This window comes from Methylomonas lenta, assembly GCF_001644015.1.
GTDB lineage: Bacteria > Pseudomonadota > Gammaproteobacteria > Methylococcales > Methylomonadaceae > Methylomonas > Methylomonas lenta.
The window spans coordinates 20,257-41,689 of record NZ_LUUI01000152.1 but is presented as its reverse complement, the minus strand read 5'-3'; the positions used below and the strand labels follow the sequence as shown (position 1 = coordinate 41,689).

At 46.1% G+C, this 21,433-nt stretch carries 21 protein-coding genes; 16 read left to right on the top strand and 5 right to left on the bottom strand.

Annotated features, from left to right (window positions below; translation table 11 throughout):
* Positions 1-4 precede the first annotated feature (4 nt).
* The 12 genes from aroA to tnpA all read left to right on the top strand — a co-directional run bounded on the left by aroA (position 5) and on the right by tnpA (position 12,884).
* Complete coding sequence (gene aroA, locus A1359_RS23320; protein ID WP_066987166.1) at positions 5-1,321, top strand: 3-phosphoshikimate 1-carboxyvinyltransferase; 1,317 nt, start codon at positions 5-7, stop codon at positions 1,319-1,321.
* A gap of 2 nt (positions 1,322-1,323) precedes the next feature.
* Complete coding sequence (gene cmk / locus A1359_RS19110) at positions 1,324-1,986, top strand: (d)CMP kinase (RefSeq protein ID WP_066987163.1); 663 nt, start codon at positions 1,324-1,326, stop codon at positions 1,984-1,986.
* 87 nt (positions 1,987-2,073) lie between these two features.
* Positions 2,074-3,735: a 30S ribosomal protein S1 gene (rpsA, locus tag A1359_RS19105; protein ID WP_066987160.1), complete on the top strand. Its 1,662-nt coding sequence runs from the start codon at positions 2,074-2,076 to the stop codon at positions 3,733-3,735.
* A gap of 59 nt (positions 3,736-3,794) precedes the next feature.
* The gene (locus tag A1359_RS19100; RefSeq protein ID WP_066987157.1) at positions 3,795-4,100 is read left to right on the top strand and encodes an integration host factor subunit beta; all 306 of its coding nucleotides are present in this window, start codon (positions 3,795-3,797) and stop codon (positions 4,098-4,100) included.
* Positions 4,101-4,254: 154 nt separating this feature from the next.
* Entirely contained in the window at positions 4,255-5,220 is a 966-nt protein-coding gene (locus A1359_RS19095; protein ID WP_066987154.1) for an acetylxylan esterase, read from the top strand.
* Entirely contained in the window at positions 5,217-5,945 is a 729-nt protein-coding gene (locus A1359_RS19090; protein WP_066987151.1) for an esterase family protein, read from the top strand. The genes A1359_RS19095 and A1359_RS19090 overlap by 4 nt, the downstream gene beginning before the upstream one ends.
* Before the next feature lie 44 nt (positions 5,946-5,989).
* The gene (locus A1359_RS19085; protein ID WP_066987148.1) at positions 5,990-7,084 is read left to right on the top strand and encodes an efflux RND transporter periplasmic adaptor subunit; all 1,095 of its coding nucleotides are present in this window, start codon (positions 5,990-5,992) and stop codon (positions 7,082-7,084) included.
* Complete coding sequence (locus A1359_RS19080) at positions 7,081-10,143, top strand: efflux RND transporter permease subunit (RefSeq protein WP_066987145.1); 3,063 nt, start codon at positions 7,081-7,083, stop codon at positions 10,141-10,143. Before A1359_RS19085 ends, A1359_RS19080 begins: the two co-directional genes overlap by 4 nt.
* 82 nt (positions 10,144-10,225) lie before the next feature.
* A complete protein-coding gene (locus tag A1359_RS19075; RefSeq protein WP_066987143.1) occupies positions 10,226-11,371 on the top strand; it encodes a DUF2235 domain-containing protein in 1,146 nt (381 codons plus the stop codon).
* Between the two features lie 476 nt (positions 11,372-11,847).
* Entirely contained in the window at positions 11,848-12,042 is a 195-nt protein-coding gene (locus A1359_RS19070; RefSeq protein ID WP_066987140.1) for a type II toxin-antitoxin system VapB family antitoxin, read from the top strand.
* Positions 12,039-12,428, top strand: coding sequence for a type II toxin-antitoxin system VapC family toxin (vapC, locus tag A1359_RS19065; RefSeq protein WP_066987137.1), 390 nt, complete (start codon positions 12,039-12,041; stop codon positions 12,426-12,428). The genes A1359_RS19070 and vapC overlap by 4 nt, the downstream gene beginning before the upstream one ends.
* Before the next feature lie 171 nt (positions 12,429-12,599).
* Positions 12,600-12,884: an IS66 family insertion sequence element accessory protein TnpA gene (gene tnpA, locus A1359_RS23745; RefSeq protein ID WP_408606566.1), complete on the top strand. Its 285-nt coding sequence runs from the start codon at positions 12,600-12,602 to the stop codon at positions 12,882-12,884.
* Between the two features lie 90 nt (positions 12,885-12,974).
* Here the strand turns inward: tnpA and A1359_RS19060 are convergent, their stop codons facing one another.
* From A1359_RS19060 to A1359_RS19050, 3 genes are all read right to left on the bottom strand, one after another.
* Positions 12,975-13,694, bottom strand: a complete 720-nt coding sequence (locus tag A1359_RS19060) for a glycoside hydrolase family protein (RefSeq protein WP_066987134.1) — start codon at positions 13,692-13,694, stop codon at positions 12,975-12,977.
* Between the two features lie 191 nt (positions 13,695-13,885).
* Complete coding sequence (gene pntB, locus A1359_RS19055; protein WP_066987131.1) at positions 13,886-15,277, bottom strand: Re/Si-specific NAD(P)(+) transhydrogenase subunit beta; 1,392 nt, start codon at positions 15,275-15,277, stop codon at positions 13,886-13,888.
* Between the two features lie 11 nt (positions 15,278-15,288).
* The gene (locus tag A1359_RS19050; RefSeq protein WP_066987128.1) at positions 15,289-16,851 is read right to left on the bottom strand and encodes a Re/Si-specific NAD(P)(+) transhydrogenase subunit alpha; all 1,563 of its coding nucleotides are present in this window, start codon (positions 16,849-16,851) and stop codon (positions 15,289-15,291) included.
* A 163-nt stretch (positions 16,852-17,014) separates the two neighbouring features.
* On the opposite strand from A1359_RS19050, the gene A1359_RS19045 reads away from it, so the two are divergent.
* The 4 genes from A1359_RS19045 to A1359_RS19030 are packed head-to-tail and all read left to right on the top strand — an operon-like array spanning position 17,015 to position 20,546.
* On the top strand, positions 17,015-17,944 hold the full coding sequence (locus A1359_RS19045) for a diguanylate cyclase (protein ID WP_066987125.1): 930 nt from the start codon (positions 17,015-17,017) through the stop codon (positions 17,942-17,944).
* A complete protein-coding gene (locus tag A1359_RS19040) occupies positions 17,944-18,876 on the top strand; it encodes a hypothetical protein (protein WP_066987122.1) in 933 nt (310 codons plus the stop codon). The genes A1359_RS19045 and A1359_RS19040 overlap by 1 nt, the downstream gene beginning before the upstream one ends.
* Before the next feature lie 9 nt (positions 18,877-18,885).
* Positions 18,886-19,554 (top strand): HAD family hydrolase, encoded by a 669-nt coding sequence (locus A1359_RS19035; RefSeq protein ID WP_083960730.1) that lies wholly within the window; start codon positions 18,886-18,888, stop codon positions 19,552-19,554.
* A 32-nt stretch (positions 19,555-19,586) separates the two neighbouring features.
* The gene (locus tag A1359_RS19030) at positions 19,587-20,546 is read left to right on the top strand and encodes a beta-ribofuranosylaminobenzene 5'-phosphate synthase family protein (RefSeq protein ID WP_066987118.1); all 960 of its coding nucleotides are present in this window, start codon (positions 19,587-19,589) and stop codon (positions 20,544-20,546) included.
* Positions 20,547-20,551: 5 nt separating this feature from the next.
* On the opposite strand, the gene soxZ is transcribed toward A1359_RS19030, so the two are convergent.
* Together soxZ and soxY are read right to left on the bottom strand one after the other, a co-directional pair.
* A complete protein-coding gene (soxZ, locus tag A1359_RS19025) occupies positions 20,552-20,863 on the bottom strand; it encodes a thiosulfate oxidation carrier complex protein SoxZ (protein WP_066987115.1) in 312 nt (103 codons plus the stop codon).
* Complete coding sequence (gene soxY, locus A1359_RS19020; RefSeq protein WP_066987112.1) at positions 20,863-21,315, bottom strand: thiosulfate oxidation carrier protein SoxY; 453 nt, start codon at positions 21,313-21,315, stop codon at positions 20,863-20,865. The genes soxZ and soxY overlap by 1 nt, the downstream gene beginning before the upstream one ends.
* Positions 21,316-21,433 lie beyond the last annotated feature (118 nt).

The window sequence follows — 21,433 nt, the reverse complement described above, 5'->3', positions numbered from 1 at the left end:
CACTATGTCACAATCCATTACTTTTCAAGTACAACCCGGCGGCAGTTTGCGCGGTGAAATTCGTGTGCCCGGCGACAAATCCATGTCGCATCGTTCCATTATGCTAGGCTCGTTGGCCGAAGGCGTTACCCACGTTAGAGGTTTTTTGAATGCCGAAGATGCTATGTCCACTTTGGAAGCCTTTCGGGCTATGGGGGTTGAAATCGAGGGTCCAGTCAATGGAGAGGTTACTATTCATGGGGTAGGTAAACACGGTTTGACAGCCCCTGAAAAGCCATTGTATCTAGGTAACTCAGGCACCTCGATGCGTTTGTTGAGTGGTTTACTGGCTGGTCAGTCATTTGATTGTGTGTTGACAGGTGATAAATCTTTGGAGTCTCGTCCGATGAAACGAGTGACAGCACCACTGGCCAGTATGGGTGCGGTTATTGAAACCGACGAAAACGGCACTGCGCCGCTGCATATCAAAGGCCAGGCTGGTAAATTGAAAGGCATGCATTACGATATGCCTATCGCCAGTGCCCAAGTCAAATCCTGTTTGCTGTTGGCGGGCATGTATGCCGAAGGTGAAACCAGTGTCACCGAGCCGGCACCTACCCGCGATCATACCGAACGCATGTTGAGCGGTTTTGGCTATCCGGTAACGCGTGAAGGCAGTACCGCCAAAATCAACAGCCAGGGCAAATTAACCGCAACTGAAATCGATGTGCCCAGCGATATTTCTTCGGCTGCGTTTTTCCTGGTTGGGGCCAGTATTGCACCGGATTCCGATGTGACTCTTAAACATGTAGGCATCAATCCGACCCGTACCGGCATCATCGATATTTTGCGTTTGATGGGTGCCAATATTGAGGTGTTGAATGAACGTGAAGTGGGTGGCGAGCCGGTGGCCGATATTCGCGTGCGTACTGCGCAGTTGAAAGGTATAGAAATTCCGGAAGCGTTGGTGCCGTTGGCGATTGACGAGTTTCCGGTATTGTTCGTGGCGGCCGCCTGTGCCGAAGGAACTACCGTGTTGACCGGTGCCAAAGAATTGCGCGTGAAGGAATCCGACCGGATTCAAGTGATGGCTGATGGTTTGCAAATTCTGGGTGTCGATGCGCAGCCTACCGAAGACGGTATGATCGTACAAGGTGGTGGCAACATCGGCGGCGGCGAAGTTGAATCACACGGGGATCATCGAATTGCTATGTCTTTTTCGATTGCCGGTCTACGTGCCAGCGCACCGATAACCATTAAGGATTGCGCCAACGTCAACACCTCGTTTCCTGAATTCAGGCAATTGGCGACTGAATTGGGCTTGAATCTGGTTACCCTGTAATTATGAGTATTCCTGTTTTAACTATCGACGGTCCTAGCGGGGCAGGCAAAGGCACCGTTAGTCGTGCAGTTGCCAAGCTGTTGCAATGGCATTATCTGGATAGCGGTTCGATTTACCGCTCGTTGGCGATTGCTGTGTTACAAGCTCAAGTAGCGCTGGAGGATTTGGCCGCCATTAAGCAAATCGCTGAAGCTATGCAGCTGGAATTTGATTGTGGCGATGTTCTGCTTGTTAGATTGGCTGGCGTCGATATTACCTCTCAACTGGGTACTGAAACCACCGGTAATGTTGCATCCATTGTCGCTGCCTATCCGGAAGTTAGAGCTATTTTGTTGCAAAAACAAAAAGATTTTCAACAGCTTCCGGGTTTGGTCGCGGATGGTCGGGATATGGGCAGCGTAGTGTTTCCTGAGGCTGAGTTCAAAGTCTTTCTGACTGCCAGTGCTGAAGAAAGGGCGGATAGACGATATAAGCAGTTGATTGAAAAGGGAATCGATGCTAACCTTTTACAAATTACCAGAGAGATTGAAGAACGCGATCGTCGCGATCGGGAGCGAGCAACCGCTCCTTTGACAGTGCCGGAAGGCGCTATCTACATAGATTCCTCCAGTTTAAGCATCCAGCAGGTGATAGACGTGGTAATAGATTTAGTTCATAAGAACTGATTTGGCGGCTGCCTGACAGGTGGCTTTTTTTAATTTTATTGAAGAGAAAACTTGTTGGTGTCTTGACAAGTTTGGGAAAGTAGAAAAATGAGCGAAAGCTTTGCACAGTTATTAGAAGAGAGTTTTGCCAAGACTGAAATGCGTCCTGGCGCCATGCTTATGGGTACCGTTATCGATATCGAAAATGAATTCGTTATCGTCAGCACCCAAGCTAAATCGGAAGGCGTGATTCCGAAATGGCAATTTTTAAATGCAGATGGCGACCTGGAAGTCAATGTCGGTGATGAAATCGAAGTTGCACTCGACATGTTCGAAGATGGCTTGGGTTCTACGCTTCTTTCCCGCGATAAAGCTAAGAAAAGCAAGGCTTGGGCTGAACTTGAAACAGCCTTCGAAACCCAGGAAACCGTTATCGGTCGCATTAATGGCAAAGTACGTGGCGGTTTCACCGTTGCGGTCGGTGCTTTGCGTGCGTTCCTGCCTGGTTCATTGGTCGATGTGCGTCCTATTCGTGATACCGCATTCCTGGAAAACCGCGACCTGGAATTCAAAGTCATCAAAATCGATCAAAAACGTAACAATGTTGTATTGTCACGTCGTGCTGTGGTTGAAAGCGAATACAGCGCAGAGAGAGAAGAGCTGGTTAAATCTCTGCAAGAAGGCGCTATCGTTTCCGGTATCGTTAAAAACCTTACTGACTACGGTGCGTTTATCGACTTGGGCGGCGTAGATGGTCTGTTGCACATCACTGACATGGCATGGCGTCGTGTACGTCACCCATCCGAGTGTGTAGAAATCGGCCAAGAAATCAATGTCAAAGTCTTGAAATTCGACAAAGACAAAACCCGCGTCTCGTTGGGCATGAAGCAAATGGAAGAAGATCCATGGCAAAACATTGCTCGCCGTTACCCAGCCGGTACCCGTGTATTCGGTAAAGTTAACAACCTGACTGATTACGGTTGCTTCGTGGAAATCGAAGAAGGTGTTGAAGGTTTGGTTCACGTTTCTGAAATGGACTGGACCAACAAAAACGTCAACCCATCCAAAGTGGTTCAGTTGGGCGATGAAGTTGAAGTCATGGTATTGGAAATCGACGAAGAACGTCGTCGTATTTCACTGGGCATGAAACAGTGCCGTTCTAACCCATGGGACGAATTTGGCGCAACTCATAATAAGGGCGACAAAATCAGCGGCAAAATCAAATCTATCACTGACTTCGGTATCTTTATCGGTCTGGATGGTGGTATTGATGGTTTGGTACACATGTCTGATATCTCCTGGAACGAAGGCGATGAAGAAATCATCCGTAACTACAAGAAAGGTGACGAAGTTGAGACTGTCATCTTGGCGGTTGATCCGGAACGTGAGCGTATCTCTCTCGGTATCAAACAACTGGAACAAGATCCATTCCAAAACTATATCGCTTTGAATGAAAAAGGCGCATTGGTTAAAGGTGTTGTCAAAGAAGTTGATGCTAAAGGTGCAGTGATTACCTTGGCTGATAACGTTGAAGGCTATCTGCGTGCTTCCGAAATTCAACGTGACCGTGTAGAAGATGCGCGTACATTGTTGAAAGAAGGCGATGAGCTCGAAGCTAAATTTGTCGGCGTAGACAAAAAAACCAAATCGATTTCTTTGTCTATTAAAGCCAAAGATGTTGAGGAAGAGTCAAACGCGATTAAAGATTATTCAAGCCAAAACGCGGGATCCGCGACATTGGGCGATATCTTTAAACAAATGGACAAATAAAATCCGTCCAGGGGTGATGTGCAAGCGCATCACCCCGCTTCGATTACTCAGGGTTGAATGTGACAAAATCAGAATTGATAGAGGTGTTGGCACGTAAGCAGCCACATCTTCCACTTAAAGATGTTGAATTAGCCGTTAGATGTGTGGTCGACCATTTAAGCGATACACTGGCCAATGGTGATCGTATTGAAATCCGGGGTTTTGGTAGTTTTTCTTTGCATCATCGTTCTGCTCGGTTAGGCAGAAATCCCAAGACAGGTGAATCAGTCTCTTTGACTGAAAAACATGTCCCCCATTTTAAACCGGGTAAAGAGTTGCGCGAAATAGTCGATGCATCGCGGGAAAAATTCAAAATCGTCGATTGATATTCTAAGGAATTATCGGCAGAATAAATTTTATTGAGACAAGAAAATCGGTTTTTTTGGAAAAACATAAATTCAGAATATACCGCTTATAATCTCTTGTCTCTTTAACTAAATCGATACAGATAATCACGACTTAACCACTAAACTTATTGTCGTGAGAGTATTTAAACATCCCTTCCATTTTGATCCCAGCTACGGCTATGATCTTGAGCAATTACTGGCAATTACGCCTCCGCCGGTACCTGATGACTTTGTCGCCTTCTGGCAAAATCGTTATCTTAAAGCTCTAGCGCTACATCCACTCTTTACCTTGGGCCAATGTGGTTCACATGCCGGATTCAGAATATTTGATATCGAATATCAATCCACTGACGACTTTAAAATTGGCGGATGGTTGTTGGAGCCAGAACATCAGGAAGTCAGGCAGTGCATTATTGTCGGCCATGGCTATGGTGGTCGAGACCAGCCCGATTATCATTTTAATATTCCTTACACAGCTTTTTTGTTCCCCTGTTTCCGAGGGCTTTCCCGCAGTCGTCATCATGCGGTTTCCGATCAACCGAGTCATCATGTTTTGCACCATATCGATGATCCGGATCGTTATATTATCGGCGGTTGTGTGGATGATTTGTGGCTCGCAGTTTCAATTATGTTGGAACTCTATCCTAAAGCAGTCGACCGCATTGGTTATATGGGGATTAGTTTCGGAGGTGGTATCGGTGCATTGGCTTCGCCGTGGGACAAACGGATACAGCGAGTACATTTAAACGTACCAACATTCGGCCATCAGACCTTAAGACTTAAATTACCCACTATAGGCAGTGGGTCGGCGGTATCGGACTTTGTGCAAAAAGTTGGCCATATGCCTGTCACATTGGCCTATTATGATGCAGCGATAGCGGCTCGCTTTGCTATGCAACCCGTTCAATTTGCGGTGGCTTTGTTTGATCCGATGGTGGCGCCACCAGGACAGTTTGCTATCTATAATGCCTGGACTGGACCGAAAGATTTGTTTGTCTTAGATGCCGGTCATTTTGAATATCCCAGACAAGTGATGCAAAATCAGCAGTTGTTGTGGCAACTACAGGCGTTTTATGGAGAGTCTGCAAATTATTTATGAATCGAGAATATCATCATTGGTATAGCCCGCGTTTAGGGCGAGATATGGAGTTTCTGGTTTTTGGTCATGCTGGTGCCAAAGTGTTGGTATTTCCCACCCGGGATGGCCGATTTTATGAATATGAAAATCTGCGGATAGTCGAGACCCTAAAACATAAAATTGAAGCCGGTCATATACAGCTTTTTTGTATTGACAGTATTGATCATGAAACTTTTTATTGCTTCTGGCGCGAACCTCAAGCTCGTATTCAACGCCATATTCATTTTGAAGAATATGTGCTAAACGAAGTCATGCCTTTTATGGATGCCAAAAATCCGCATCCCTGTACTATTGCCCATGGTTGTAGTTTAGGTGCCTATCATGCTGCCAACATTGCATTCCGTCATCCGCAGCGTTTTAGAAAGTTGGTGGCATTTTCCGGTCGATTCGATTTAACATTGAAACTAGAACATTTCAAAGATTTGCTGGATGGTTACTATGATGAGAATGTTTATTTCCATACGCCTAGTCATTTCCTGCCCAATCTAACCAATAAAAACCAATTGAACCTACTGCGGCATATGGACATCACATTAGTCATTGGGAAAGAAGATCCTTTCTTACAAAACAATCGAGAACTCAAACATATACTTAATCAGAAAGGCATATGTCATGCCTATTACGAATGGGAGGGTCGTGCCCATCAAGGTCAATATTGGCGTCAAATGGCCAATTTATATATTTAATCAGTTAACAGCAATACGCTAAATTTCATGCCCATAATTATCAAATGACAAAACGTATTTTTATAGTTTTATTCTTGGCTCTGTTGTTATTGGGTGGTTTATTTGGCTTTAAGTTTTATCAAATTCAACAAGTTGCCAGTCAAGTTAAACCACCACCCCCAGCAGTTGTTGCAGTTGCTACGGTACAGCAGGCGCAGTGGCCTTCCTCGATAGCAACCGTCGGTAGTTTGACGGCAATTGCCGGCGTGGACGTTAGCAATGAAGTGGTCGGCAAGATTAAAGCCATTCACTTTGAATCCGGTCAATCGGTCAAAAAAGGCCAGTTGCTGGTAGAGCTGGATACTGATACAGACCAAGCAGAGCTCAAAGGTTTACAAGCAGAATTGCAACTGGCGAAATCGCAATTACAGCGCAGTGAAAAGATGATAGTCAAAAAATACCTGTCTCAGGCCGACTATGATCAGAATCAAGCGCAGTTAGCCCAAGCTATGGCTGCAGTGGAAGCAAAACGTACGCGAATAGAGAAAAAACGTATTCAAGCGCCCTTTTCTGGTGAATTGGGCATACGTATGGTTGATTTAGGGCAATATTTATCCGAAGGAACACCGATTGTCAGTTTGCAGCAGCTTGATCCAATTTATTTGGATTTCACAGTGCCGGAACGCTACATGAGTCTGTTAGATAACCAGCAAGCCATTCTAGCGACCGTGCAAGCCTATCCGGATAGGGTGTTTAGTGGCAAAATTTTTGCGATAAGTCCGGCTGTGGAAAAAGATACCCGGTCAATAAAAGTCCGCGCCCAAATTAGCAATAAAGACAAAGTTTTGCGGCCTGGTATGTTCGTTCAAGTAAAAATCGAATCGGGTAAAAGCATCCCTGTATTAACTCTCCCCGACACAGCTATCACGTATAACCCTTATGGTAATTCTGTGTTCTTAATAGAACAAACCGATCAAGGCTTAACTGTGCAAAGTCGGCAGATTGTCAGTGGCCAAAGCCGTGAGGGTAGGGTGGAGATTATTAGTGGTCTTCAAGCCGGCGACAGAGTGGTGAGTGCCGGACAGATCAAATTACGCAATGGCATGCCAGTGACCATAGATAATCAGCCTGCGCCCGGCGAGCGGGAGAATATACAGTGAAGTTCACTGATATATTCATACAACGCCCGGTTCTGGCCAGTGTGATCAGCTTGTTGATTTTGGTGCTGGGTATCAGAGCTATTTCCGTGCTGGAACTCAGGCAGTATCCGGAAACCGAAAATACCGTAGTGACGATTGCCACAGCCTATCCTGGGGCGAATAGCGAGCTGGTCAAAGGATTTATTACCAATCCTCTGCAACAGGCTATCGCCGAAGCAGACGGCATCGATTATTTGTCTTCCAGTAGCCAGCAGGGCAGTTCAACCATAGAAGCTCATATGCGGCTGAATTATGACCCGAATGCGGCTGTCGCCGAAATTCAGGCCAAGGTCGCCAGTCAACGCAACGTGTTACCGGCTGAGGCAGAAGACCCGGTGATTACTTCGCAAACTGGGGAAAGTACCGCGCTGATGTACATTGCCTTATACAGCGACAGCCTGAAAGCGGCCCAACTGAGCGACTATATTCTGCGTGTAGTACAACCGAAAATACAAGCCGTACCGGGTGTCGGTAAAGCTAAGGTGATAGGGAACAAAACTTTTGCCATGCGCATCTGGCTGGATCCGGAACGTATGGCGGCAGTTGGCGTTACCGCAAACGATGTGAGTGACGTCTTGCGGGAAAACAATTATTTATCCGGTGTTGGTGGTACTAAAGGCGATTTTGTCAAAATCGATTTAAGCGCAACGACCGATGCAGTCAACGAAACTGAATTTAGACAACTGGTGGTGAGTCATCGTAATAACACCCTGGTTAGGCTAGAGGATATCGCTACTGTCGAATTGGGTAGCGAAGACTATGATTCGGTCAATTGGTACAAAGGCAAGATGGCGATTTTTATGGGCATCGAGCAAGCGCCTGGGGCTAATCCTCTAACCGTCGCCAAAGCGGTGAAACTGTTGTTAAAAGACATAGAGCGCGATTTACCCGATGCAATGCATATCATGTTGCCCTATGACGCCAGTCAGTTTATTGAAGATTCGATAGACGAAGTTTTTACCACTTTAATCGAAGCAGTAGCGATAGTGTTAGTGGTGATTTTTTTATCATTAGGTTCGTTGCGAGCCGCGTTAGTGCCAGCTATTACTGTGCCGTTGTCATTGATAGGCGGTGCATTCTTAATGTTGGCCATGGGTTTTTCCATCAACTTGCTCACCATGCTGGCTATGGTACTGGCGATTGGCTTGGTGGTAGATGATGCTATTGTGATGGTGGAAAATATCCATCGCCACATTGAAGATGGTCAACCCCGTATGCAAGCCGCTTTGCTGGGTGCGCGCGAATTGGGGTTGCCGATTATCGCCATGACCACGACTTTAATCGCTGTCTATGCGCCTATTGGTTTTATGGGGGGATTGGTAGGTACTTTATTTACTGAGTTTGCCTTTTCCTTGGCTGGCGCAGTATTGGTTTCCGGGATTATCGCGCTGACATTGTCGCCGATGATGAGCGGCAGATTTCTCAAAGATGCCGGGCATCCAGGCCGTTTTGAATTAGCAGTCGAACATTTTTTTACCGGGCTGGCTGGTTATTACCAACGTCTGCTGCATAAAGTACTGGAATTTCCGGCGGCGATTGGGATATTTGCGCTGTTGGTGATGGTCAGTATTTACTTCATGTTTATGCTGTCAAATAAAGAATTGGCACCCACCGAAGATCAAAGTATTTTGTTTGTCATCGCAAGTGGCCCGCAAACGGCGACCCTGAAATACAATGAAACGTATTCCCGTGAATTAATAAAACAGTTCGAAAGCATTCCTGAATATAAGGAAAGTTTTTTAATCATGGGCTTTGGTGGTGATACCAGTCGGATATTTAGCGGTTTTAAAATGCCATCGACATTTGATCGGCAACGTTCTCAATCTGAAATTCAGCCGGAATTACAGGCCAAAGTTGGACAAATAGCCGGTTTTCAAACTGCGGTGGTGCCGCGTCCAAGTCTGCCGGGTTCTGGCGGCGGCTTACCCTTGCAGTTTGTCATGGTGACAGATGCTGACTATGCCTCGTTAGATCAGGTGGCTGATGAAATATTGAGTCAAGCTATGCTAAGTGGCAAGTTTGCCTTCTTAAGTAAAGATGTTAATTTTGATAGACCGCAAACTACCCTGCAAATTGACCGTGATCGTGCGGCTGATCTGGGTATCAATATGCAGGATATTGGACGCAATCTGGCAACATTATTGGGTGGGCAATATGTCAATCGCTTTAGCTTGCAAGGACGCAGTTATAAGGTTATTCCGCAAGTTGATGATTTAGCGCGTATGGATGTCAGCAAATTAGATAACTATTACCTGCGCACAACATCGGGTGGTCAGGTGCCGCTGTCGTCCCTGGTTAAATTTGAAAAGTCAGTAGAACCAAGCAAGCGCACGCAATTTCAACAGCTCAACAGTTTGACCATAACTGGCTTGATGACGCCATCCACCGGGTTGGGGGATGCCATGGCTTATTTAGAGCAATTGGCTGAGAAGAACTTTCCACGCGGATTCAGCTTTGATTACACCGGTGCATCCAGGCAATACGCTCAGCAGGGTACAGCATTGATTCTGACCTTTTTCATGGCCTTACTGATTATCTATCTTGTACTAGCCGCCCAATTTGAAAGTTGGCGCGATCCTTTAATTATTTTGATCTCGGTGCCATTGTCAATTGCCAGTGCCTTGGCGTTTATTATGCTGGGCTTTGCTTCGATCAATATTTATACCCAGGTCGGTTTAATTACCTTGATTGGTTTAGTGGCTAAAAACGGCATATTAATCGTGGAGTTTGCCAATCAATTACAAATCAACGAACACCTGAATAAGTTTCAGGCTGTAGAGCAGTCGGCTACCATTCGGTTAAGGCCGATTTTAATGACCACTGTATCCATGATAGTTGCCATGGTACCTCTTTTAATGGCATCAGGCCCAGGCGCTGCCAGTCGGTTTGATATTGGCCTGGTAATCGCCAGCGGACTGGGCATTGGCACTTTGTTTACACTATTTGTAGTGCCGGCATTTTATTTATTACTGGCGAGGGACCATCAGCAACATTTAATGACACAAGATATTGCTGGATAACATTCGGTTATTTTTGGGGGATGTGGGGTTTACGACTAAACTAGTTTTGTAAACCATAATTTGATAAAGAGGTGTCATTACTATGCCAAAAAACATCATATTTTGCGCCGACGGCACCTGGAATGGTCCGGATCAAGATGATAACGAAGACCAGCAGCCTGATGTTACCAATGTTTATAAATTGTTTATGTGCTTAGCCGGCGTAAACGATGTCGCCAGCCAATCGCTGGAAAACGAACAGGAGAAGCGACAACTAAAAAATGGCATCGTTGTTCAAGTGTCGAAATATATTCATGGCGTGGGGGATGGGAAAAATCCCATCAATAAGTTGGTGGGCGGTGTTTTTGGTGCCGGTATTATCAAGCGTATTGTGCGTGGATATACCTTTATTTCACGCGAATATGAACCAGGTGATCGCATTGTATTGGTGGGGTTTAGTCGAGGCGCTTATACAGTCAGAGCACTCGCCGGCATGATTACTGAACAAGGGTTGTTGGTAAAACCTTTAACCACTGACAAAGAAGACGCTTACAAATGGGGTGCCAGAGCTTGGTATTACTATCATAAGGATAGCGGTCAAGGACATTGGTGGACGCGTTTAGCCGGTGGAATTTCGGATTTACCCGGTTTCCTCTCTCAACGCTTGATTAAACCCAGCGATTTTGTTTCGGTTGAGCATATTAAAGCGGTTGCAGTATGGGACACCGTAGGTGCTTTGGGCATACCGCGTTACAAGAAAGACCATCGGGCGGATGTGTTTGAATTTGCAGACACTCAACTGAGCGAAAAAGTCGAGCAGGGTATTCATGCCGTATCGTTAGATGAACGGCGTGGAGATTTTACGCCGACACTTTGGGACCAGGCCGCCAACGTAAAACAAATGCTATTTTCGGGTGCACATGCTGATGTCGGCGGCGGTTATCCGACAACAAACAATGAAAGCGGCTTGTCGGATATTGCTTTGTTATGGATGATTGAACAATTAAAAGCCTTGAATTTAGCATTTGATTCGGCAAATTGCCCGCCAACATCCCCCAATTCTGCCGGCTGCAGTCATAAACCTTGGCAACATATACCCTTTAAGCATGGTGTCAAAATTGTGCGCAATTTTGCAGGTAAGGGATTAAGTATTCACGACTCGATAGCTCAGCGCATCCAATCTAGCCCCGTAGTACAGGAACCGGGCGAAGCTCCAGCACCTTACCAACCCGAAAATTTACCCCATTGATGATTGAAGAACGATCACTATCAATTCTTTCGCTCGGTAACATATTGTCTCAGCTATATTGTTGGTATAAAGAATGACAAGAAGAGGGGCGTCAATGCGCTACTTAAAAATGGCATAGCAATAGACCGCTTAACCGCTGTGGGTGTTGGTTCTCTGACGGATAGCTATTGATTCGAACGATGCGGTTCGTGTCTCATTAGACAAGTAGGCCAGGATAAGCAGATATGCGTTTCTGGCAATTCAAGGTTGCCGGAAGTGCTAGAGCTTATTCCCGCCTACATGACTGAAATTAATGGATAGAGCAAGTAAACAGGATTACAGACATTAAAGTTAACCTGACCCCTGTTATTACAAGGCTTTTCTGCCCACCGTTAAGGGTGATTGCTTTGATTTCGCGTGGGAATAGGAAGGATTCCTACTATGATCGACCTTGGTTGGTGTACAATTTATGATAATCATACACACGGGGACTTGGCATGCGAACCAATATTAGTATCGACGATACCTTAATGGCTGACGTGTTGGCAGCTACTGGCGTCAAAACCAAACGCGAAGCAGTAGAACTTGGCTTAAAAACCTTGTTGATGCTTAAGCAGCAAGAGGCCATCAAGGCTTTCAAAGGCAAATTGAAATGGGAAGGCAATTTAGAGCTGATGAGGACTGATCGGTGATACTGGTCGATTCCAGCGTCTGGATCGACTATTTCAATGGCACTGAAACGCTGGCAAGCAAAAAACTGGATGGTTTATTAGGTATGCAGCCAATATGCACAGGTGATTTGATTCTGGCTGAGGTGTTACAAGGTTTTAGACAGGATGCAGATTACCACGCTGCCAAAAACCTACTCTTCTCATTGCCTATTCGTGCGATGGTAGGTCAGGTGATCGCGCTTAAAAGTGCAGACAACTTTAGAAAGCTAAGGCAACAAGGTATTACAATCCGCAAAACCATTGACACCTTGATTGCCACGTATTGCATAGAAAACCGCTTGATATTGCTGCATTCGGACAAAGATTTTCAGCCGTTTCAACAGTTTTTGGGGCTACAGACGATTTAATTACTGATCTTAAATCGCCCGCGTTGAAGGGGTGGGCAATGCTTTTTGCCCACTATTTAGGGCGATAATTCCGCGCATGAATAATAAGAAAGGTTCGTAAGCGCGTAGCCGTACCGTCTGTAAAAAATAATTCGTTTGCGGCATCCTGTGATTTTTTGATCAGGAGAAGTTATGGCGGTCGCATCGAAATGGCGTCAGCATATAGAAGCGTGGCAGCGTAGTGGTTTATCGCAACGGGACTATTGCGCGCAACAACAGATCAATTTCCGCACCTTCACTTGCCCGATTGAGCGAGTTTCGAAAACCGCCTGCGGTGACGCCAGCAACGCGATAAGGTGCGCTTATAGGATGCTGCCGTTAGGCGCATCGTTCGCGATCGTTGCGCCTCGCCGGCTGGCTTGGCACAACCTATTCGGATGCACACTTATCGCGTTGACCCGATACGGTTACGTATGACGGACACGATTTCCCTTGATTACGTTATCGCCAATCGAGGCTACGCAGATTTCAAGTTCTGAAAATATATCCATCAATATTGTTAACCCTTCAGGTTTGATGCACTCTTAAAAAATCCATGGCGACCCAGCCGTCTAATGCGCCGTCTCCTTCTGTGTCTATGGCTGCCCAGCCCTCTTTTTCGCGGATAACATAGACTTGGGTATCCAGCGGCAATACCTTTATAACATCGTAACTGGTGCTGGCACCTGAGCGTACTCTCAGCCCACTGCGTGCGGCGACTCTGTAGATGGTTCGGCTATCATCGGCATGAACTTGTTGTGGCATGTCTTGACTGTTTAAAAACGCATCGCCGCTATCGGTCTCCAGCCATAATTCGCCTTCTGCCGCTCTTCTTTTCACCAGGCCAGCCAAAGTGACTTTTTTACCGGTTTTAGGGTTGGATGCTTTAACCCATTTGCTGAGTTCGCTGGGCACGCAGTCGTAATCGCCATGATTCAATCGACGTAGCAAACTACTTGCTGTCAGGCTACCAATGCCTACGTTGAATACGAAGCTGGCTAGCGCTGCAAATTGGTTGTCATTTAAGGGGACATTGACACATTTTTCGATTTGTTCGCCGCATTGAGCCAAATCCTGCGCCAGAATTTTTTCGGCTTCAGCGTCTGTAATTTTGTCGCCTTTTTTAACGCCCTTGGTATGGCCATAGCCTATGGTCCAGATACCAGCCGGACAGGTATAAGCTTCTAGTTTAAGACCTTCAAATGTTTGAACCAGTTTTATACCCGCTGAATTGACTTTTCGTGCCATGGTAAGTACTCCAGAGTTCATGAGAAAACGAGCGAAACTTTATGTATATTTTTTAGCTTAGACAGGATTTCCGATAATTATTGTTAGGGTAGAAAATTAAAGTTTGCGAGTCGGCCAAATTAACCGTTTAGGCTGTTGCGCTGAAAAAAGGGCGACATTCTTTGTGTATGCCGCCCTTTAATTTTTAAGCGTTATTCCTGCAAGGCTTTTAATAAAGCTTGTAGTCTGTCGTTAGCATCCCCAAACAACATGCGGGTGTTTTCGTGTACAAACAATGGGTTGCCAACACCGGCATAACCAGAAGCCATGCTGCGTTTCATGACGATGGTGGTGCCACTTTTCCAGCATTCCAATACCGGCATACCGGCAATCGGACTGTTGGGGTCGTCTAATGCGGATGGATTGACGATATCGTTGGCGCCGATAACGATAGAGACATCCACATTTGGGAACTCGTGGTTGATTTCATCCATTTCGAACACCACGTCATACGGCACTTTGGCTTCGGCTAATAACACGTTCATATGCCCTGGCATACGACCAGCGACCGGGTGTATGGCAAAGCGTACCTTTTTGCCGCGACTTGTCAGCAATTTGGTGATTTCATTCACCGTGTGCTGAGCTTGAGCGACCGCCATGCCATAGCCTGGAATAATGACGATGCTTTTTGCTTCGCGCAGCAGTTGTGCGGTTTCTTCAATTTCGATTGGATAAATCTCACCTTCGATTTCCGCCGCTTCGCCACCACCGGCGCTACCAAAGCCACCGGCAATCACGCTCAGGAAATGGCGATTCATGGCTCGGCACATGATATAGCTCAAAATAGCACCGCTACTACCGACTAGGGCACCGGTTACAATCAGCAAATCATTGCTCAACATAAATCCGGTAGCTGCCGCTGCCCAACCTGAATAACTGTTTAGCATGGATACCACCACCGGCATATCGGCGCCACCAATAGCCATCACCATATGCACGCCAAAAGCCAGTGCTATGACCATCATTATTAATAATGGTATCAGCCCGCCACCGGTTTCAGCGCCCTCTAAAAATAGATTGCCGAGCGCAAACGTGATTAGAAACAAGCCAAGATTAAGCACGTGCCGAGCAGGCAGTAATAACGGCTTGCCGCTGATACGACCACATAACTTACCAAACGCAATCACCGAACCGGAAAAGGTTACTGCACCGATAAAAACGCCTATATAAATTTCCAGTTCATGTATGGTTTTTTCTGCACCTTCCAAGATGACAGAATGATCCAGAAAATTGCTAAAGCCCACCAGTACAGCTGCCATACCCACCAAGCTGTGCATCAATGCAACCAGTTCCGGCATTTGCGTCATTTCGACTTTGGCAGCAGCCCGCGCACCAACCAGACCGCCTATAGCCAAAGCTATGATCAATATGGTGTATGCCGTGACTTTGTCGCCCAATATAGTGGCAATAATGGCAATCGCCATGCCGGCCATACCAAAATAATTACCACGCCTTGCGGTTTCCTGGTTGCTGAGCCCGCTTAAACTTAAAATGAACAGAATCGATGCCGCAATATACGACATTGTTACTAGACCTTGTGACATATAAATTCCCCTTATTTTCTGAACATTTCAAGCATGCGGCGCGTCACTAAAAAGCCGCCGACAATATTAATGGCGGCAATCAGGATGGCCAATCCGGACAATATCGTCACAATGGTATTATCGGGCACCGAAATCTGTACCACTGCGCCGATGACTATGATGCCGCTGATGGCGTTGGTGACACTCATCAAAGGTGTATGTAAAGAGGCGGACACATTCCATATCACCTGATAGCCGACGAAACAAGCCAATACGAATACCGTAAAATGAGACAGAAAAGATACCGGTGCCACAGCACCCATGCCAAACAATGCCGTGCCTGCTAATAAAATGGGCAGCCACTGTTTTAAGGGTTCTGGCACGATATTACGTTTTGCAAGTACTTCAGGAACCGCTGGGGACTCAGTCAATGGTTTGTGACTACCCGTCAGTTTAGGCGGTGGCGGTGGCCAGGTAATATTGCCTTCCTTGATGACAGTTGCGCCGCGAATGACTTCGTCATCCATGTTGACGTCAAGTATGCCGTCTTTTTGTGGACACAAATCGGTGATCAGGTGGCGTAAATTTGTCGAGTAAAGCTGGCTGGACTGATTGGCTAAGCGGCTGGGTAAATTGGTGTAACCGATAATACTGACATCATGCTTGACTACGATTTGATCTTTTTCGGTCAAGGCACAGTTACCACCTTGTTCGGCAGCCAAATCGACGATGACACTGCCGGGTTTCATGGATTTCACCATGCCGGCGGTAATTAGCTCAGGGGCAGGCTTGCCGGGAATTAAAGCTGTCGTGATGATGATATCGACTTCCATGGCTTGACGAGCAAACAAGGCCATCTCGGCTTCGATGAATTCTTTGGACATGGTTTTGGCATAACCGCCGCTGCCTGAGCCTTCTTCTTCGAAGTCCAGCATCAGAAATTCGGCATCCATACTTTCGATTTGTTCTTTTACTTCCGGACGGGTGTCGAAAGCTCGCACGATGGCACCCATGCTTTTGGCCGCTCCGATAGCAGCCAAGCCGGCAACACCTGCGCCGATGACCAATACCTTGGCCGGCGGTACTTTTCCGGCTGCAGTGATTTGGCCGGTAAAAAAACGTCCAAAATGTTGAGCGGCTTCTATAACAGCACGATAGCCGGCAATATTGGCCATGGAGCTTAAGGCATCCATTTTTTGTGCGCGTGACATGCGCGGTACGCTGTCCATAGCTAACACGGTGACTTTTTTAGCCGCCAGTTTCTGCATTAATTGTTCATTTTGTGCGGGCCAGATGAAGCTGATTAAATGCTGACCGGCCTTCATCAACTCGACTTCATCAATTGCCAGTTCCGGGTGTCGTTCAGGTGCTCTGACCTTCAGGATGATATCGGATTTTTGCCAAACGGCTTTTGCGGTGGGTACTATTTTTACCCCTACTTCCCGGTAAGCTTCGTCGCTAATATTGGCTAATAATCCGGCACCGCTTTCAATACAAACCTCAAAACCCAGTTTGATGAGCATGTTTGCAGCATCCGGGGTTGTGGCGACACGTTTTTCACCTTCGTGGATCTCTTTGGGTACGCCTATTTTCATAATGGCTCCTTATGTTGTCAGGCATGAATTAGATAGTTTGCTATGCTTTCAATGACTTTTTATCCGATTGAGAATAGGGGATAGACTTAGTTTTATCAATTGTTTTCTGCCTGTCGAAAGTTTTAGATTAGAATCCTGTTACGGAAATAAAAATTAAGACGCTATGAAAATTTTGGTGGTTGACGACAGCAAGGCCATACGCATGTTGGTTGCCGAATGTTTAAAAACCTTGGGACACGAAGTGGCTTACGCCGAAAACGGCGCTGATTGCCTGCAATATGTGGCGGATCATATAGTGGATTTAATCCTGATGGACGTGGAAATGCCGAGTCTAAATGGGGTCGATGCCACTAAAGCTATTCGGGAAATCAAAAAAGACGATTGGTTTCCGATCATTTTCCTCACCACTCATAGCGACGACGATTCCTTTGCCAATGGCATATTGGCAGGTGGCGATGCTTATCTGCTAAAACCGCTGAATCCAATCAGGTTGCAATTAACCGTGATTGCGATGGAACGGATTTATTTGATGCGTCAAAAGTTGTTCAACGCGCAGAGGGAGTTGCAGCATCTGAATTTGGAGTTGGAGCGTTTGTCGCTGTTCGACCAACTCACTGGTTTGGCTAATCGGCGCAATTTTGATAATACTCTTGAGCGGCAATTTGCCGGCGCTAAACGAAATAAATCGCCATTATCCGTCATTATTTGCGATGTGGATTTTTTCAAAATCTATAATGATACTTATGGTCATCAGCAAGGCGATGATTGTTTAACCCAAGTTGGCAAGATCTTAGCCGAGCAAGCGAAACGCCCATATGATCTGGCTTGTCGTTATGGTGGAGAGGAATTTACCGTGATTTTACCGGATACAAATTCGCAAGGAGCCAGTATCGTGGCTGAATCGATCCGTCAGGCGATATTTGCTCAACAGATACCGCATTCGGGTTCTAAAGTAGCCGTTTATGTCAGTTTGAGTTTGGGCGTGGCAACCTACAACGGCCAGTTTCGTCAGCCAGCGGAAATTACTAAAGCAGCCGATGCTGCTTTGTATAAAGCTAAAGAACAAGGGCGCAACCGGGTGGAAGTGGCTTAATGTCTTATCGAGCTAAAGATTTCATTCAAACCCGGCAAGGATTGTTGTTTGCAGTCGTTGCCGATAGTCTTGATCAGAACAAAGTTTTATGCTTTTTGCGTTATGTTTGTCTTAATGGTCTGTGGCGAAAAGTTAATACAGATGAGGCTAACGCGCTTTTAAACACGCAGCATCCTGATTTTTTGTATTATTCCAACCGACTGGATGCACATTTGCATGCGGTTTCTGAATCACTCATCACCCAGCATTACCAGCCAACAGCCGAGTTGAGCCGATTGTTACGGCAGGAAACTGATGATAAGGTCATCAAAGATTTACAGGGCTTGTGTGGCTTATTAATAGCTAATCATATTGATTTAAATCATTTTGGGGTGACCGGTTCTATTTTAGTCGGTATGCAAAATCATGCCTCGGATATGGATTTGGTTTGTTATGATCGGGAGACTTTTCATCAAACCCGCCACGTTATTCAAGCTTTGATTGCCAAAGATCAATGTCAGGTGCTTAATCAGGATGACTGGCTAAGTAGTTATCAACGACGTGCTTGTGGTGACTTTGCTTTAGATGAATATATCTGGCATGAACAACGCAAATACAATAAGGCCATATTCAATCAACGCAAGTTTGATTTATCTTTGTTAGCGCCTGCTGCAAATCTTAATCTCAAGCAGTTTCAAAAAGCCGGGTTTGTCCGGATTCAGGCTGATGTGATTGATGATAGTTTAGGGTTTGATTATCCGGCTGAATTTGGCATTTCTGATCCTGACATTAAACGTGTGGTGTGTTTTACGGCTACTTATACCGGGCAGGCCAAGGTTGGCGAGCGGATTGATGTAGCCGGCCAGCTGGAGATCGATGATCAAGGTCAGCAGCGTATCGTGGTGGGTTCAAGTCGTGAAGCTATCGGCGAATATATTCGCGTGCTGCGTTAGAGCGTCACTTTGGATTTCAAGGCTATTATTTTTGATATGGATGGCTTGGTGCTGGATAGTGAAACCGGCTATTTCGCAGCTTGGCAACAAGCTGCGAGTCAAATGGGTTTTAGTTTAAATGATCAATTTTGCGATTCACTTTCTGGGGCACCCGGCACTCTTATTCGTCAGCGGTTGATCGCGCATTTTGGGGTTGATTTTGATATCCGGCGTTTTTATGCCTTAAGTAATCAAGCTTGGCAGCAGCAAGTGCAACAGTACGGCATACCGGTTAAAACCGGTTTTTTTTTGTTGATGCAGAGGATTTGTGATTTGAAATTACCGTTTTGTCTGGCTACCAATAGCCGACGACAAGATGTAGAGCAATGTCTGAATTATGCAGGTTTAACGGGCGTTTTTTCCTGCATCATTACCCGTGATGATGTAGAAACCCCCAAACCAGCCCCCGATGTTTTCCTGAAGGCTGCCGATGAATTGGGTTTTGCGAGCAAAGATTGTCTGGTGCTGGAAGATTCGCCGGTCGGAGTAGCTGCTGCGGTAGCCGCAAATTGCCCCTGTATTTTTGTACCATCCTGTCTACCTGCCGATGAACATGCTGCGCGCCAAGCCAACCGAGTCTTAGTAAATTTAATCCAAGTGGCGGATTTTATCTCGGTTGAATTTGAGCATTCGTTATAATGTTTCCTTGATGAAATAGGGGAACTGAGGTTTTGAAACCGCATTACGAAAAAGTTACTGTTATAGCGCCGGCACGATTACACATGGGTTTTGTTGATTTAAGCGGCGCACTGGGTCGGCATTTTGGCAGCATCGGGGTGAGCTTGAATGATATCCAAACCCATCTCACCCTTACCAGCACTGATCGGTTGAACGTCATTGGTCCTGGTAGTGAACGCGCTGTTAAAGCGACTCAACAGCTTTGTCAGCTGTTAAATATTTCTGATCAAATCCAAATTTCACTGATTAGCGCAATTCCAGAACATATTGGTCTGGGGTCTGGTACCCAAATGTCTTTGGCGATCGGTGCCGGACTTAATGCTTTGTATGATTTAGGCTTGAGTGTGCGGGAAATTGCAGCGCTGACTGATCGTGGCGCACGTTCCGGCATTGGCATAGGTGTGTTCGAACAGGGTGGGCTGGTTGTTGATGGCGGCCGAGGTCCCGACACTCAAACACCACCGTTGTTATCGCAAATGCTGGTACCTGAAAATTGGCGTTTCATTTTAGCCTTTGATTCACGTGGACAAGGTTTGCATGGCGAACAGGAAGTTAGCGCTTTCAAACAGCTGCCGCCTTTTCCGCGTGCGGAAGCCGAGCGCTTAGCCTATTTATTGCTAATGCAGGCGTTGCCGGCTTTGGCCGAACATAACCTGCCTTTGTTTGGTGAGGTGATCACCCAGTTGCAAGTCTCTGTAGGTCAACATTTTGCACCGGTTCAGGGCGGGGTGTTTGCCAGTTCGAAAGTGGCAGCGGCAATGGCTTGGTTGCAACAGCAAGGTGCAGTGGCGATCGGTCAAACGTCCTGGGGGCCAACTGGGTTTTGTGCGGTGGACAGTCCGGAACGTGCAGCTGCATTGCTGCAGGATTTAACTGCTAGGTTTACCTCGGAGCACTTGAGCTTTAAAGTGGTCAGTGCGTGCAATCAAAGTGCCCAAATTAGCTGTCTATAGGGGTTTTATTCAAGGATAAGTTCGGCGCTGTCACTCTGGCCGAGATTATCAATCCAGCGCACAGTCAACGGTTGTCCGCTGTTGCCATTTTTTAACCGAAAGGTAAAAAATGGGTTTTTTGACACGCTGCCACCTAAATCAGCAGTAATGATAGTTTTGTTGTTTAGTTCGATGATCATCTCTTGTATGAAATGTGCTGGGATCAAAATACCGTTTACATCCCGGTTACGCCCATTTTCCATGGGGTGGCTCAGCAACACTTTGATTTCAGTGTAATCATCCAGTTGTTGGCTTCTGATTTTTATACTCGACGCCATCAGCCTGTCCCACAACCGCCTTGCATGACGGTTACCCATTTTTGATTACGTAGTAGATAATCCTCTTGCTGTGCAATGATCACGACATTGCAACTTTCCGCCATTTTAATGCGTGCCGTGATGTAAACCACGACATCCTTGGACAATTCGAATTCGCATGCCAATGGCGTCGGATTTTTTTCAACCAAAATATAAATTTTGTCGATGTGATCTAGGCTGCTACTGATTGTGATGGGTACCACGGCACCATTTTCAGCAATCTCCGGCAGGCTAATGTTGACTTCATGGCTGTCGATAATGGTGTGGCCGGCAAACAACTGATCAAAAAGAGTTGAAAATTCGCTACTAGAGAAATGCTGAGCGAGCCAAGTTGCATCAGCAAGCTTCGCATGAAAAAGCGATGCGCTAGCTGTCAGAGTGGCGATATTTCGCATAAAGCTTCGTCGATGCATGGATTTTAAAAAACCTTATAAATATTGATGTAAATCAAAAAATCCAATTTTTGTTTTGCTATTGTAGCAACCGTTGAATATTCAACGCTATTTTTACAGGCTAACAAAAGGAAGGTAT